A 17,274-nucleotide genomic window follows, 5' to 3' on the forward strand; every position below is an offset into this window, starting at 1 on the left:
ATGGCTAAAGAAGCTGGCGTATTTTCCTTTTCCGCTGAAGAGGCGGCCGAAGAAATCCTAAAATATCGACAGGATGGGTGGCGAATATTCGAACTTCCCAAGGGAATTTCGTCCAGAGGTGCATTCTTCGAGGGCGTGCGCTCGACGTTGCCCTTGGATCCTCCGTTACTGGGGAATCAGAACTGGGATGCACTCGCAGATTCGCTCTGGTCAGGTCTGGACGCTCTCACAGACGATATGATTTTGATCGTTTGGCCAGACTCATCGGATATGACTAAGAACGCATCAGACGATGCAGAAATTGCGATTAACATATTGTCAGAATTGCCCACTTCTCTGGGAAATGACGATATAACTGCGGGAAATACCAAAAAAGTAGCTATTATCAGATTAATCTAGCCGCAGAGAACATAGCTCCGCGTACAATTGCTGAGTTTGGCGCATGTTTTGTCGCTGGCACTCAGGTGCACACCCCTGAAGGATTAGCGGCGATTGAAAAGCTTCGCCCAGGAGATTTGGTGCTGGCCCAACCGGAGTTGGGTGTGACGTGACCCCCAACTTTCATCCAGTCGGGACTAGAGACCGGCGATTGTGATTGCGCATTGGCGCATGTGAAGCAACGGCCTGCACGCGTGCAGGCCGTTGCTTTTCGAAGCCGGCGGCGAAGGCAGCCGGTGTAGCGTAGCCGAGCGAGGAGTGCGGCCGCTCGGTGTTGTAGTCGTCGATCCATCGGGCGATCGCATCACGGGCATGGCCGATGCTGAGGAACAGTGTCTCGTTCAGCAGCTCGTCGCGCATGCGGCCGTTGAAGCTCTCGACGTAGCCGTTCTGCATCGGCCTGCCGGGTTGGATGTAGTGCCGGTCGATCTTCGCCGCGCCCGACCAACTCAGCACCGCGTTCGACGTGAGCTCCGTTCCGTTGTCACTGACGATCATCCTGGGCGCGCCGCGCTCCGCGACCAGATCGGTCAGCTCACGCACCACCCGCCTGCCCGAGATCGACGTGTCGGCGACGGCGCGCAGGCATTCTCGGGTGACGTCGTCCAATGGTGATGGCGCGGCTTCCAACGGAAGCCGCTTCTGGATCCGTCATCATGTTGAGCACGCGAAAGCGGCGCCCGGTGGCGAGCTGGTCATGCACGAAGTCGAGGCTCCAGCGCTGTTGGGAAGCGCAAGCACCGGCGCCGGCACCCGCGCGCCGACGGCGCGCTTTCGTCCCCGTCGCCGTACGGACACGAATTCTGAGCCCGAAGGTCCATCGCGAGATCGGCTCCCATGCAGCGGTGTACGGCTTTGCCGAGACGCCGTGGCGATCTCCGGCGAGCCTGGATTGATCATGATGGCACGGCTGCTTTTCGAGCGGCTGGAGAAAAATGCTAAACATTTCTCGGTTTCTGCGGATCAGGGAGGTTGAGGGCGTCGTCTCGCCCCGCTGCCTTGGGCGGAGCGTGGTCGGGATTATCACGGACACCTCCTCGCGCGCCAGGTCGGCGACATTGGTGTGAGAGTGCAAACATCTGCCGATTTGCGCGGGTTAGACTTTCGAACGCGGGTGGCGAGGCAGGGACGGCGGTGCCGGCGGGCATTGAGAGTGAGTGGGGGGCGTATCAATGGTTGCAATTTTCACGGGGGGCGGCACGGGTCTGGAGCGCGGATCGGGGGCGCTGCTCGGCAGGGCCGGCCTGCTCGGCTCCTCCTCGCTCGGGCGAAACGGCGAACAGGTCTTCGTCAATGCCGCGACCGGCAATTTGGTCATCCGCCAGAGCGACGAGATCCTGATCGGGCGCGGCCCGGACGCGGCGATCGATCGCACCTACAACAGCCAAAGTGCCGTTCCCCAAGATAATGGCGGACGCTGGCGGCAGAGCACTGAGCGGCGAATCCACGCCCTGACCGGTACCGTGAATGCGGCGGGCAGCAGCGTCCGCCGGGTATCGGCGGATGGATCGGACATCCTCTATACCTACGACGTTGCGCGGAGCCTCTATCGCACCACCCAGGGTGCCGGAGCCCACGATAGTCTCGCCTTTGGGTCCGGTGCCTGGACTTGGACCGACGGCAGCACTCAGGTCCGGGAAACCTATGCCGCTTACACCGATCACTGGCGGATCGCCTCCGAGGTCGACAGCAGCGGCAACACGCTCACCTTCGCCTACACCGGCGCCAATCTTGCACGCATCACCACCGCGGACGGCGGCTTCGTCGATTATGCCTGGAGCGGCGGCAACATCACGGCGATCGTTACCGGCTCCACGGACCTCGTTACCGCTGCGGCGCGGACGCTGACGCGGACCCGCTATGGCTATGACGGGCTCAGTCGCCTGACCACCGTCACCGTCGACATCAGCCCCGAGGACAACAGCATCGCCGACGGGCGCACCTACGTCACGATGTACAGCTATGACGGCAATTCGAACCGGATTGCCACCATCGCCCAGACCGATGGCTCACTATTGGCGATCGGCTATACGGGCGAGCTAGTCACAAGCCTCACGGAGACGGTCGCCGCCGGGGTCACCCGTGTCACGACCCTCGCTTATGGCACTACCTCCACGCTGATCACTGACCCTGCAGGCCAGGTCACGCGCCTCGATTACTCTGCCGCCGGCGAGCGCTCCCTCGAGAAGATCACGGCTCCGGCTCCGAGCGCCGGCGCAACGCCGCACGTCGTTAGCTTCACCTATGATCCGGCGACCGGCGACGTTGCCTCGGTCACCGACGCGCAAGGCGGGGTGGAGCGCTTCGTGTACGATGGGGCGGGGAATCTCGCGGTTTCGATCGGCGCCGACGGCAATGCGGTCACCCGTGTCTACGGGACACGTAACGAGTTGATCAGCGAAAGCCGCAGCACGTCGAGCGGTGGCACGCAAGCCTCGAACCTCATTCCCAATGCGCTTCTGCTTGAGGGCACCGGTGGCTGGCAGTTCGACAATGTCGAACGGGTTGCGGGCGGCGTCGGGGACCCGGTACCCTTTTACGCCCGCAGCGTCGGTGGTCAGTCGGCGGGATTGAGCAGGTCCCGGGTGCCGCTGACATCGAGCGCGAGCAGCTTTGATCTCTCGCTCACCTACAAGGTCGGCAAGCCCGGGACGCAGGTGAAGTTCGGTGCCTTCTGGTACGATGCCGAGGGCCGTTTCCTGAAGGAGGATTATTTCAACCACTGGCCGACCGACACGGCCTGGACGACTTCGAGTCACGAAATCACCAAACCGGCCGGGGCTGCTTATTATTCCCCGTTCTTCGTGACCTACGCCGCCAACGACATTTGCTTTGCCGCGCCGTCGCTGACCGAGTCCAACCTCATTCCCAACGCCAATCTGCTCGACGGGACGGCGGGATGGCAGCTCGACAATGTCGAGAGGGTCGCGGGCGGTGTCGGCGATCCGGCGCCTTTCTACGTCCGCAGCGTCGGCACCCAGCCCGCGGGATTGAGCAGGAACCAGGTGCCGCTGACGTCGGGCGCGAGCAGTTTCGAGCTCTCGCTCACCTACAAGGTCGGCCAGCCCGGGGCGCAGGTGAAGTTCGGTGTCTTCTGGTACGATGCCGAGGGCCGCTTCCTCAAGGAGGATTATTTCAACCATTGGCCAACCGACACGGCCTGGACGACTTCGAGCCACGAAATAACCAAACCGGCCGGCGCGGCTTATTATTCCCCATTCTTCGTCACCTACGCGCCCGTTGATCATTGCTTCGCCGCGCCGCGGCTCGAAGCTGTCGGTGTCGATGTCACCCGCTTCGTTCATGATGCCAAGGGTCGGCTCCGATACACGATCAGCCCCGGCGCAGGCGTCGTCGAGCATCGTTATTCCTCAGCAGGGAATCTCGAATATACGATCGAATATCCGGAGCACAGGTGCGATCTCTCGGCGCTCGCCGCGGGACAACTGGTCACCGAGGCGCAGATGGACGGGTGGCGCAACGCGCTCGTGGACCGCAGCGGCGTCAAGGTCACCTATCGTTCCTATGACGCGCGTGGCAACCTCACTGCCGAGACGAGATATGACGGCGCAACGGTGCAAGGATTACCCATCGGCGCCAGCGCATCACCCGCTCCGTCGGTGACGGTACCGATCCTGGCCGGACGCAATACGGCGGTGACAGCTCAGGCGGACGGATCCTACCGCGTGGTGAAGACCTCGGGGGTCAATAACAGCTACGACGCGTCGGCCTTTGGAAGTGCCGGGTTCTCAGGGGATTTCGTGCTTCTCCTACGACCGCAGCAGACCGACCGATATTTGATCGGCGGGATGTCGCGGTCGCCGGCATCGACAACCAGCTATCTTGGTGTCGACTACGGCCTCGAGGTCGGTCCCGGCGGCAGCGTCGCGTTCGTGGAGGGGAGCGGCTACGGAGGTCTAGGGACCACCGTTACAACGGGCGAGTGCCTTTGGGTCGCTCGGGTCGGGACAACTCTCTATTATCTAAAGGGCGCCACCTTCGATCAGGCAGTTGCTGCAGGCGCGCTCCGCAGCGTCGCCGGAGTCGGCGGAACGCTCTACTTCGACGCCGCTCTCTACTCGGCTGGAGCAGCCTTCGACGTCGCGTTATCCGGAGTGGCAGATCCTGCTTACATGCCGGTCTCGGCGCCGATTTCGGCTGGAGCAAACACTTCGGTCGTCGCGCAAGCCGACGGCTCCTACCGGATCGCGAAGACGTCCGGCGGCCAGGCCGCGTATGACGCGTCGATCACCTCGTCGACCGCCTTCTCCGGCGATTTTGTCCTGCGGATGCGGCCGCGTCGAACGGACCGCTACTTCACGGCGGGAGTTTCGACAGCTCCGGCAGCGTCCAACAGCTACACGGGCATAAACTACGGGATTGAGTTCGGGATCGGCGGCAATGTTCAATATATCGAAGGCACCGCCTATCAGAGCCTAGCAACCGGCTATGCGGCGGGCGAAGACTTCTGGCTCGTCCGTTCGGGCGAAACGATCTACTATTTCCGCGGACCAACGCTGGAGCAGGCGGTTCAGGCGGGGGCGCTCAGGAGCGTAACCGGGGTTATCGGCACGCTCTATGTCGATGTTGCTATCTACTCGCTCGACGCCGAATGCGATCTGGCGATCGCAGACCCCCAGAGTGCCGTCTCGGCAGCGATCGTCGGTCATAAGAATACGCTGGTCACCGATCTTGGAAATGGATCGTTCCGGGTACGCAAGGCTGCGGGCTCGGCAGGTGCTTACGACGCTTCGGTGCGCTCGTCGGCAACGTTCACGGGCGATTTCGCATTGCGCCTGCAGCCGCGCCAGTCGGACAAACATTTCATCGGCGGGGTCGCCACGAACCCGAATGCCTCCGATTCTTACACCAATCTCGATTTCGGCATCGAGCTGCTGGCTGACGGGCGACTTTTCTATGTCGAGGGCGCCGGCTACGGCGCGCTTGAAAGCCGCTATGTCGCCGGCGACACGCTTTGGCTGACGCGGGTGGGGGATACGATCTCCTACTATAAGGGAAATACGCTTGATCAGGCGATTGCCGCCGGAGCGCTACGCTCGGTGATTTCCGGGGGCATCGGCCCCGTATGCTTCGATGCGGCCATATACTCCGTCGGCGCGGAATGTGACGTCGCGATCGACACCCCGATGGCGATGCGGGCGCGTGCGCAAGGGGCGGCGATCAGCGGCTATCAGAACACAGTGGTTACGGCGCAGGTGGACGGATCCTTTCGGATCAGGAAGGCAGCCGGTGCCGTCAACGGCTACGACGCCTCGGTCCGGTCAGCGCAGAGCTTCCCGGGCGATTTCGTTCTTCGGCTCCGTCCGCAGCAGGGAGACCGCTACTTCATCGGCGGCGTTTCGCGGAACCCCGACGCCTCGAATTCCTTCACGAACATCGACGCCGGTATCGAGATGCTCGCCGACGGGAGGCTCTTCTATGTCGAGGGCACCGGCTACGGCTCGCTTGGCGCACGTTACGCCGCCGGCGACACGCTCTGGTTACGCCGCGTCGGTAGCAACCTCTCATATTACAAAGGCGCTTCGCTCGAACAAGCGGTGGCCGCCGGGCCGCTGCGGGTCGTCTCAGGAAGTGCGCTTGGCACCGTCTCCTTCGATAGCGCGATCTATTCTCTCGGGGCCGAGTGCGACGTCGCGATCTGGGGCGAAAGCGGCGGTGAACCGGCGATGTCGGGCGCAGGCGTGCGCGCGGTTCGTTACAGCTATGACCAGGCCGGCCGCCTTCTCTCCCGGCAGGCCGGAGGCGAGGCATCGGAGACGTTCGTCTATGACGGCCTCGGGCGCATGGTCGCGTCCGTCGATACCGCTGGAGGACGCACCAGCATCGCCTTCAATGATTCGGCGTCAAGGACGATCGTGACATTGGCCAGCGGCCTCGTGCAGACGTCTACGTTCAACCGAGCCGGCGAGTTGATCGCGTCCACCAATTCCTCGGCGCTCAACCTGATACCAAATGCAGATTTGCTTGAGGGCACCGGTGGCTGGCAGTTCGACAATGTCGAACGGGTTGCGGGCGGCGTCGGGGACCCGGTACCCTTTTACGCCCGCAGCGTCGGTGGTCAGTCGGCGGGATTGAGCAGGTCCCGGGTGCCGCTGACATCGAGCGCGAGCAGCTTTGATCTCTCGCTCACCTACAAGGTCGGCAAGCCCGGGACGCAGGTGAAGTTCGGTGCCTTCTGGTACGATGCCGAGGGCCGTTTCCTGAAGGAGGATTATTTCAACCACTGGCCGACCGACACGGCCTGGACGACTTCGAGTCACGAAATCACCAAACCGGCCGGGGCTGCTTATTATTCCCCGTTCTTCGTGACCTACGCCGCCAACGACATTTGCTTTGCCGCGCCGTCGCTGACCGAGTCCAACCTCATTCCCAACGCCAATCTGCTCGACGGGACGGCGGGATGGCAGCTCGACAATGTCGAGAGGGTCGCGGGCGGTGTCGGCGATCCGGCGCCTTTCTACGTCCGCAGCGTCGGCACCCAGCCCGCGGGATTGAGCAGGAACCAGGTGCCGCTGACGTCGGGCGCGAGCAGTTTCGAGCTCTCGCTCACCTACAAGGTCGGCCAGCCCGGGGCGCAGGTGAAGTTCGGTGTCTTCTGGTACGATGCCGAGGGCCGCTTCCTCAAGGAGGATTATTTCAACCATTGGCCAACCGACACGGCCTGGACGACTTCGAGCCACGAAATAACCAAACCGGCCGGCGCGGCTTATTATTCCCCATTCTTCGTCACCTACGCGCCCGTTGATCATTGCTTCGCCGCGCCGCGGCTGCAGCCCAGCCGCGAGGGTGCGATCGAGAGCGCCGCCACCGTCTACAAATATGATCAGCTTGGCCGGCTCCGGGTCTCCACGGATGCGACAGGTCGCAATGCCTACTTTGTTTACGACCGGCTCGGCCGGAAGGTCGCCGACGTCGATCATCTCGGCCAGATCGTTGAATATCGCTATGATGCGAATGGCGGGATCGTCGCAACGGCCCGATACGCCACCGGTCTTACGGCGGCTCAGCTTGCCGGCTTGGCCGATCCGATGGTGGCCGTTGACATCGCCGGATTACGTCCAACTGCCCAGGAGTCTGATCTGTGGAACTGGAATGTCCACGACCGGGAAGGGCGCCTCCTGGCAGCGATTGAAGGTGATGGGTCCGTCACCGCGTACGGCTACGATGCGGCTGGTCGCCTGGTGCGCACGACGGCATTCCAGAACAGGTTGACCGCGGCGCAGCTTGCCGGATTCAAGACGAATCCGCCGGAAGCGCCAATCCTTCCCGCGGGGAGTACGGGTGACTCCATAGCGCGGAAATTCTACGACAAGGACGGTCGCCTCGTGGCCGCGCTGAACGGCGAAGGCTTCCTTTCTCGCGCCGTGTTCGACCTGGCCGGCCAGAAGGTCGAGGAGATCGCTTACGCGAGCCCTGTTCAGGCGGCCCTTCGAGCAACCGGCTCGCTCGATCAGCTGATCGCGGCGGCGGCCAGCGGCGTCGCCGATCGTCGAACCCGCTTCATTCACGACGGACAGGGGGCGCTGCGCTTCCAGGTCGATGCCCTGAACCATGTCACCGAATTTACCTACAACGCTGCCGGCAAAGTGACGGCGACGGTCTCCCATTCGGGGACCATTGCGACAACGTCCGATTACAGTTTCCACAACGTGAAGGCGCTGGTAGCCGCCGCCGCAACAACCTCGGAGGAGCCCCGGAGAGCCTCGATCGTCTATGACGCGGCTGGCCGCGCCGCCTACACGATCGATGGCGAAGGCGCCGTGACCGGCTTCGTGTACGACGAAGTCGGGCAGGTCGTGAAGACGATCCGCTTCGCAGGAAGATGGACGGTCGGCCTGCCGACGCTCGCCGTTCTCGAGGCTTGGGCCGGATCGGTTTCGGGCGACGCCGCCAACCGGGTCACCCGCAACGTCTACGATGACCGCGGTCTGCTCCGCTTCGTCATCGACGCCGAAGGATTTGTCACCCGCCACGACTACGACGCTGCGGGGAGGCAGATTGGTGAGACACGCTGGGACGCGGCGGTCGTCCCCGCAGACTATGGCTTTGCGATGCTTCAGTCGCTTCCTACCGGGACATTCGTCCACCGTACCTTCGTCTACGATAATTCTGGCCGGCTCACGGAAACGGTTGATGCCGCAGGCGGCCGCACCCGGCTTAGCTACAATGCGAATGGAACGCTCGGCGCGAGGGTGACGGCCTATGGCACTGCAGACGCATCGACGGTCGCTTACACTTATGACAATGCTGGTCACGTGGTCGCGGAGCATCGCGGCTACGGTACCTCGGATCCCGCGATTACCCGCTACGTCTATGACGGCCACGGCAATGTCGTCGAGATTACCGATCCGCTGGGCAACAAGACGTTGCGCAGCCACGATCGGCTCGGACGACTGCTGACCGAGACCAATGCCGAAAGCGGGATCGTCTCCTACGAGTATGACGCATTCGGCGGAGTCGTCAAAACCACTGATGCCCGCGGGAACGCGACCTACCAATATTATGATCGTGCGGGGCGTCTGACAATCAGCCGCGACGCCGAGAATCACGTAACCGAGACGGCCTACACGCCTTTCGGCGAGGTGAAGAGCGTCACCCGCCGGTCCCAACGGGCGACCAACGCCGCGGCAGTCGGGACGCTTCCGATCGTGGCCTCCGATGCCAAGGACGCGACGACGCACTTCGAATATGACCGGCTCGGCCGGGTGGTGAAGACGATCGACGCTGAAGGTTCTTTCGAGACTTACAAGCTGGACGCATTCGGGCAGCGTATCGAGGTTCGAAACAAGCTTGGCGGGGTCACCCTGAACAGCTTCGATCGCCGCGGCCTGCTCGTTGCCGAGACTCTGCCGATGAGCTCCGTCAAGCCCGATGGGACGACTCAGGCGACGACCGTCACCAATCGCTTCAAATATGATGCGCGCGGCAATCGGCTCGAGATGGTCGAGGCAAGCGGCTTGGCCGAAGCGCGTACGACCCTGTCTTTCTACGATCGCGCCGATAGGCTGACCGAGACTCGCATCATCCTCAAGGAGGCTGATCGCACCAGCCCCGATGCCGAGACGCCGCGGGAGCGCTACAAATATGACCAACTCGGCCGACTGATTGAGACGGTGAGCGCGCTTGGGGCACGCACGCTCTTCTACTACGACAAGCTCGGCCGCAAGGTTGCCGAGGTGAATGCGGTGGGTACGCTCACCACCCACACCCACGACAAGAACGGAAACCTCACCTCGACACGGGTCTACGGCACTGCGGTGGCGCTGCCAACAAGTGCCGGCGGTGCTGCGCCGGGGGCTCCGTCGGGTCCGTATCGCGAGACGCTATACGTCTACGACAAGCTCGGCCGGCTGACGAAGACGAGCGTCGCCAATATCCTCACCGGTGCCTGGAACGGCTCGGCTTATGCAACCGCCACCGGGACGCTGACGACGCAATACGACTATGATGCCAACGGCAACGTGGTCAAAGTCACCGACGCCAATGGCAATGCCGCTTTATCTTATTACGATCGCAACAACCGCAGGGTCGGGCAGGTCGACCAGGAGAAATATCTCACCGCTTGGTCCTTTGACGCGGAAGGGAATGTGCTGAGCGAGCGACGCTACGCCACTCAGGCTTCAGGCACCCCGGTCGTGACCGCGCCGCCCACACTCCCCACCCATGTAAACGACCGGGTGACGGACTTCAGCTACGACAAGAACGGCAATCGCCAGGTGGAGCGGCGCTGGCTCGACGGGACGAAGGCAGGCGCCGGCGATTCCTTCGTCCGTTACGCCTATAACGGCCTCGGCCAGGTGACCTCGAAGCAGGAGGCGACCGGCGACACCACCACCTATCGTTACGACCTGGCTGGTCGTTTAGAGACCGAGAAGCGCCAGGGTTTCGTCGATCATAGCGGTGCCGCGGTGTCGCCGACGACGAACTATCGTTATGACGGGCTCAACAATCTCGTGCGAACCGCCGAAGGCATGGCGGGCGAGCGTGTCACGCGCTACGTCTATGGCGCCGGCGGCCGGTTGGCGTCGATGACGAATGCCGCAGGCGGCGAGTTCTCATATGTCTACGACGCAGCGGGCAACAAGATCCGCGAATCCTATGCCCGTCGCCAGGTACAGAGCGTCAACGCGCAGGGTGTGGTCACCTACAGGGACCTGACCGAGGCGGTGATCGAGACACGCGACGTGCTCGGCAGGGTCACCGGCCAGGCGCTCGCCAGCTGGAACGGCGGTACGTGGGTCAATGGCGATCGCCAGGACACGGCCTACAACTCGTTCGGCGAGGTCTCTGCGCGGGGCACGAACGGACTGTGGCAGGAGCAGTTCGCTTACAATGCAGCCGGCCAGCTGACCGCGACCAACTCCGGTGGCGGCGTCTGGCGCTATTTCGTCTACGACAATGCCGGCAACCAGACGCTTGCGGTCGAGAGCGAGGGGACGGATCTCGCGGGCAAGACGCTGGACCAGGTGCTTGCTCTTGCCAGAGGCAACGGCGCCTGGGCCGGTGCCACCTATGTCGACGGCATCAACACGACGATCACGATCGTCGACAAGCGCGGCCAGGCGACCACCACGGCGGCGATGAAGCGGCAGCTGAGCGCCACCGTAAGCGCCGTCGATATCGCGACGACGAAGGGCTACAATGCCTTCGGCGAGGTCGCCTGGGAGAAGAATGCCGAAGGGGCACAGACCAGCTACGTCTACAACACGATGGGCCGCGTTCGCTCCATCGTCCGGCCGACGGTGTCGGTCACGTCCGAGAACGGCACCAGGCAGCAGGTCGCTCCGACCGAATATTTCTCCTATGACCTTTCTGGACGCCTGACCGGCACCACCGATGCCAATGGCAACGTCACGACGCGGCAGCTTCTCGCCGGCACCGGCTATGGCGGCAGCGAGGCGCTGGTCACCGTCGAGACCCATGCCGACGGCGGTGTTTCCCGGATCATCTACGATCAGTTCGGGGACGCGCGGGTGATCCGCAACGAGCTCGAGACCTCGGCCAGCCACACGTTGCGCTCGGTCCATGACGAGACCCGCAATTACGACAATCTGGGTCGGCTGGTCCTGCAGACGGAGCGTGGCGGGCTCACCCACGCTTACACGTATGATCTGCTCGGCCGTCGCATCCTGCACACCAACACGGTCCTGGGCTCGGCCAACGCCGAAATCACCGACTATGATCTGCAGGGCAGGGTGACGCGGCAGGTGGCGTTCGGCGGCGACACGACGACGACCAGCTATGCCTGGGACGCGACGCTGAAGACTGCGGGCGTGACGGTGGGCGGCTGGGCGACCACCACCACCCTCGCCAACACTCTTACCTCCATCGAGAAGGAGGATGTGTTCGGCCACGCCCTCTACAAGAAGGATCTTGGCGGGCGCATCTCGGAGATGAGCTACGACAAGGCCGGGCGCCTGACAGCGCGTACCGGCGCCGGGGCGATGTCCTGGACATGGCTGAACTCGGGGCTGGTCGATACGATCACGGTCACCACGGGGGTCGCGACCGGCGACAACTGGACCCGCAAGACCACGTCTCACTCCTATGACCTGCTCGGCAACCTCGCCGCTCAGAAGACGGTGGATGCGGGATCGGAGCGCTACAATTTCTTCTACAGGGACGGCGAGCCCGAAGTTTATATCAACACCTGGTCGACGGTGACGCAGGACGCGACCGCGGATTACGACACGCTTGGCCGTCTCGTCTGGTGGAGCGAGGCCGGCACGGGAACCGCGCCGGCGGCCCGCACCGACTATGAATATGATGCCAACGGCAACATCCGCCGGACGCTGGCGAGCTATCGCGCTCTTGACACGAACGGCACCGCCTCGACCAGCGCGTCGACGCAGGACCTCTGGTACCGCTACGACAAGATGAACCGGGTGACGACCGCCAAGGGGTCGCTCCAGAACGGGCAGATCGTCGGCGGCGAGATCAACACCTACAATGTGGCGGGGCAGCGCAAGACGACGACGAAAACGGTCGCGGCCAGCGCCTCGATCCCGAACCCCTATGATTATGACGGCACTCAACCTTATATCGAGCAGGGCTATGAGGGGCAGCGGCTCGAGACCTATGTCTACGACGCCGCCGGCAATCTCGACCTCGTCTATGGCATCGATGGCGGCTGGGAGCAGCGGCCGGACGGCACCATCGTCGGCCTGCCGCCGTCGGGCACCGGATCCCGGATCGCGGACTATGATTATGACGGCCTCGGCCGGGTTACCCGGCAGCTCGACTATGACGCGAGCGGCACGGTGGTCCAGTATCAGCGTGACGTCACCTACAATACAAAGAGCCAGATTACCGGCGAGACCACCAACACCCGGCGCGGCAGCGATCGCTTCCGCACGATCGTCGTCAACGACTACGGAACCGGCACCGCCTACGCGCTCGGCGCGGTGGTCTGGTCGACGTCGCAGAACGACAAGTTCGTCAACGGCAGCGGCACCGCGGCGACGGGCAGCGCGAACCCGCTCGACACGCGCACCGACAACACGATCGGCTGGTATGACGGCGCGGTGACCACCAAGGTCCGCTTCGACGAGAATACCGCCAGCACGTCGAACACGGTGTTCAATACGACCTACAGCTACAACGATGCCGGGCAGCTTCAGTCCGCCACGGTCAACGACGGCCGGCCACGCAAGGTCACCTACACCAACGACATGACCGGCCAGGTGATCCGGCGCGATGAGGCGGACAACAAGATACCGACCCAGTCCCAGCCTAACCTCAACGGCGATCCGCATGAAGTGTGGTACCGGTTCGGCGGCAAGCAGATGGGCTATGTCGGCAACAACGGCACGCTCGATACCGACTACCAGAGCTCGGTCTCGAACCGCACGGCGACGGCCGGCACCGGCGCGTTCCGCAACGGCGGCGCCTATGGCGGCTTTCATGCCGACTTCGATCTGAGCACGAGCGCGCTGACCAGCTACAGCCAGGGCGGCTCCGGCGGCAGCTACACCGTTCAGGGCGGCGAGACGCTGACCTCGATCGCGGCGCAGCTCTGGGGCGATGCCTCGCTCTGGTACAAGCTTGCCGAGGCGAACGGCCTGTCGGCGTCCAACGCGCTGATGGAAGGGCAGCGGCTCACCATCCCGGCCGGGGTGATGAAGAACACGCACAATGCGTCGACGTTCAAGCCCTATGATCCTGCCGAGGCGATGGGCGAGACCAGCCCGACCACGCCCAAGCCGCAGACGCAGAAGAGCAACAAGTGCGGCGTGTTCGGGGCCGTGCTCCTAGCCGTCGTGGCGATCGCGGTGACCGTCGTCACCTCGGGCGCTCTCTTGGCAGCTACAGGCGCGGTTCAAGGCGGGCTCAGCGCTGGCATATCGGCGACGTTGGGCATCGGCGGTGTCACGGGCGCAGCGGCGGGCGTCACCGCAGGGTCGTTTATCGCGGCCGGGGCTATTGGCGGTGCGGTTGGTTCTGCAGCCAGCCAAGGTCTCGGCGTGCTCACCGGCTTGCAGGACAGCTTTAGCTGGAAAGGGGTGGCTCTTGGCTCGCTTGGTGGAGCCGTAGGTGGAGCCACTGGTGTGGGCGGTCTCTTTGGAAAGTCGGGAGCCTTCGCTGGTTTTGGAGGAACATTCGCGCAGGGAGCGTTGCGGGGCGTCCTGGCAAGTGGCCTGACGCAGGGGATTGCGGTCGCCAGTGGACTTCAGTCCAAGTTGAATTGGGTCGGCGTCGCAGCCGCGGGTGTCGGTGGTGGTGTCGCGGCCAGCGTTGGGGGCGCTTTACGGATGAACGCTGCCGATCTGTCAGCGACCGCCGTAGGAAAAAGCCTTGTGGCTGGCATGGCAGGTGGCATTGCCAACGCCGCAAGCCGCAGCTTGCTCGATGGCTCTGATTTTGGCGACAACGTCATTGCGGCGCTCCCGGATGTTATTGCATCGACCATCGGAGGGTTGATCGGTGCGGCGGCAACCAAGAACTACCTAGCGTCTTCTGAAGGGGCGACCTGGGGTATTCTCGTGTCAGCCAGAGGGCCCGGAGCCCTCATGCAGAATGAGCGAGCGCCCTTTGCAGATCTCGTTGCCGCGACGGAGCTCCTCAAGACGAATCCGACCAGTCAGGAATATCAATCTCAATATCATCAGATGCTGGACGCCTTGCTTAACGAGGCATCAAAAACTCCGTACGGTCTTCAACAGGTGGAGGGCTTTAGGCGCGAACTCGGGCTAGGCGGCTCAGGGGCACTCGTGTCGGGCGGATCCGAGGAGATCGTGGGCGTAAAAACCTACTACCTGGGAAAACCCATAGATCGTGCCGGCATTTGGATTGGCAAAGCTAAGAGCCAAATCGAAAACCAAGTGTCGCAATTTCTTGCAGAACGGCCGGGCGCGGCTCTCATTCTGAACGTCGCTAACGTCGGCTTTACGGTAGCAGGAGGACCGATAAGGTACGGCGTTGGGAGTGCTTTGGAAATCTTCGGGGAGAGTGTTCGTGGGTGGATAGCCGATGGCTATCGGGGTGCCGATTGGGATGACACCAATGCCACACGAGGCGGGTCTGGCATCCACTTCGCTGCATCCGCACTTGCAGGTTCCGGGGTCATCAAAATGGGCATCCTGGCTGGCGTTCGGCCAGACGCGAGGATCAGTTCGTCGCTCATCCCGGGTGTGGTTCAGTCGCGAATAAACTTGAATCATCGCGGCGTGGATGGTCGAGAAGTCCGCGGACCGGCAAAGGCTGGATGGGAGCATGCCGTAGCCGGTCACTTCAACCCGGCCAAAGCCGACAAAAGCCAGTTTATAATTTCTCAAGACCAACTTCAGAATATACTTACTAGTGATACAGTCTTGAAAGCTTCCGTAGCGAGATTGAGTAGTAACAGGTTTAAGAGGGTTGTCGATGTAGGTCTCGTCGGAAGGCTATCTGCAAATAGAGGCGGTGCAAGCACTAACTTCATCACCGTATATACTGATAGATTTGGAAACTTGCTAACTGTACACCCAGGAAAGTGATTATGCTGGAACAGGCAATTTTTGACGTCGCTGATCTAAACGAACGACTTTCACGTGGGAAGATATTTCTCGATGCATATGAAGGAATGAACGATTCTAGCGTATTGTTTAAATGTCTAGAGGAAATTGGATTTCATTCAGGTGATTTCATCATCATATCGTTGACTCCCGATGGAGATGATACCATGGTAGGACGTTTGATGACCAGGGATAAAGATGTTTATGAATTCGATCTCAATCTCAACGAAGGCTTTTTCCAGAATTCGCATATTGAAAAGGTTAAGTCGGTTAAAGACATATCGATGACTGGCAAGTCGAACAAATTCGAGGATTTAGAAGAGTTGGCGGCGATCCGTATTCTTGAAGGTCTGGACTGAGGTTGTTTGAAGTTGCCGTGGAATGGGGTGGACGATGTAGACTCATCCTCCGAGCTGCACCGGTAGTGCATTCAATTGGCATCTGTCTGGCGGTGTGAGGAAATTTGGCGCATGGTCCGCGTTGCTCGAGCTCTCTTTCCTGGTCTCCCGCCACGCCCATCCCAAATATCGCCGTTCGGCCTGCAAGTTGACATGCGGCGGGGGGACCGGGTCATGGACGACGATTGCACCATCTTCGTGCGGAACCAGGAGGATGGCGTCGTTCCAGCCTCTGGAGTCGTGGTAATTGCCGACGATACCGACGGTGTTCAATTCACCCAGGCGGAGCAGGGCGGCGCTGGCGAGCTCTACTATAGTTCAGATGAGTTCGGGCAGCCGGAAGGCGTCATCGTCACGCCGCAGGTGCCCGGCTATTGGGTCACCCATGCCGAGGATGCGTGCGACGGGAGCACCGTGATATGCCCCGAGATCGACCGTCCTGGCGAAGCAGGATGGTGGCACCGCCTGCTCGAAGACCACGCCGTCGACCCGCAGCGCGGTGCCGGGATCCGTATCGGGATTGTCGACAGCGGGTTTGCGCCCCAGGCTGGGCTCGAGCACGTGCGATTCCTGTCAAGGCCGGGAGAAAGACATGATGAGCAGCCGAGGGGACCCTTCTGGCGTCATGGCGAGGTTGTCTGTCGGGTCATCGGGGATCGGGCCGCTCCTGCCTGCTGCGCTCCGATCGCGCCTGGTGCGGACTTGCTCTTCGCCAGTGCCAGTTTCACCCGCAGGACGCTTCGGCACAAACGCTTCCTTTTCCCGGCAGCACTCGAGCCGTGCGAGCTCGATCTGGACCCGACCCATGTCGCCGATGCTGTCTCGAGAATGGTGCTCGAGGAACGGGTGCACTTGATCAATCTCAGCCTGGGCACCTTCGACGAGCTTCCGGACGAGACCGGGCTCGCCGAGGCGATCGAGCTGGCCTGGTCGGAGGGCGTTCTCGTAGTCTGCGCCGCCGGAAACGAGCCTTATGACCGCGCAGCATTTCCAGCGGTGCGCGACGATTGCGTCGGCGTCGGAGCCATCGGGCGGCGGGGCTGGGGCCCACCCGAAGGCCTTGGCCGTTTCTCGGAAGCCCTCTCGGAAGAGGATGGAGAGGTTCACGGCGAGGCAATCTTCTACTCGCCACTGAGCGCTTATGGAGATGGCGTCGATGTGGTGGGGCCGGGCGTGAGCATTCTGGTTGCAAGGGAAGGTCGTCCAGCGTTCGACGTGACGGGCACCTCGTTCGCTGCGCCGATCGTCACGGGACTGCTGGCGGTTGATCTCGCCGGCGATGAGGCTTATCTTGCGATGCCGGCGGACGCTCGACGCGCGGCTCATGCGAGGCAACGACTTGCCGACTTGTGCATTCGAACGGGTGTGGATGAAGAATGGGAGGGCCATGGTCTCCCTTGGCTATGCGATACCCGACCTTAATC

At 62.3% G+C, this 17,274-nt stretch carries 5 protein-coding genes and 1 pseudogene; 5 read left to right on the forward strand and 1 reads right to left on the reverse strand.

Annotated elements, in window-relative coordinates; all coding sequences use genetic code 11:
* Both C7I55_RS08285 and C7I55_RS29445 read left to right on the forward strand, forming a co-directional pair.
* On the forward strand, nucleotides 1-399 hold the full coding sequence (locus C7I55_RS08285) for a barstar family protein (RefSeq protein WP_146150965.1): 399 nt from the start codon (nucleotides 1-3) through the stop codon (nucleotides 397-399).
* Between the two features lie 26 nt (nucleotides 400-425).
* Complete coding sequence (locus tag C7I55_RS29445; protein ID WP_408640595.1) at nucleotides 426-551, forward strand: Hint domain-containing protein; 126 nt, start codon at nucleotides 426-428, stop codon at nucleotides 549-551.
* 10 nt (nucleotides 552-561) lie between these two features.
* Here the strand turns inward: C7I55_RS29445 and C7I55_RS08295 are convergent.
* Nucleotides 562-1,227: pseudogene (locus C7I55_RS08295) on the reverse strand (integrase core domain-containing protein); the annotation flags it as partial.
* 383 nt (nucleotides 1,228-1,610) lie between these two features.
* Here C7I55_RS08295 and C7I55_RS08300 point away from each other — a divergent pair.
* The 3 genes from C7I55_RS08300 (at nucleotide 1,611) to C7I55_RS08310 (ending at nucleotide 17,272) form a co-directional block, all read left to right on the forward strand.
* Nucleotides 1,611-15,434 (forward strand): LysM peptidoglycan-binding domain-containing protein, encoded by a 13,824-nt coding sequence (locus tag C7I55_RS08300; protein WP_106512388.1) that lies wholly within the window; start codon nucleotides 1,611-1,613, stop codon nucleotides 15,432-15,434.
* A 2-nt stretch (nucleotides 15,435-15,436) separates the two neighbouring features.
* Entirely contained in the window at nucleotides 15,437-15,811 is a 375-nt protein-coding gene (locus C7I55_RS08305) for a hypothetical protein (protein WP_106512389.1), read from the forward strand.
* 213 nt (nucleotides 15,812-16,024) lie between these two features.
* Nucleotides 16,025-17,272, forward strand: coding sequence for a S8/S53 family peptidase (locus C7I55_RS08310; protein ID WP_158266342.1), 1,248 nt, complete (start codon nucleotides 16,025-16,027; stop codon nucleotides 17,270-17,272).
* Nucleotides 17,273-17,274 lie beyond the last annotated feature (2 nt).

Origin of the sequence: Allosphingosinicella deserti, from assembly GCF_003012735.1 — a bacterium.
Classification (GTDB): domain Bacteria; phylum Pseudomonadota; class Alphaproteobacteria; order Sphingomonadales; family Sphingomonadaceae; genus Allosphingosinicella; species Allosphingosinicella deserti.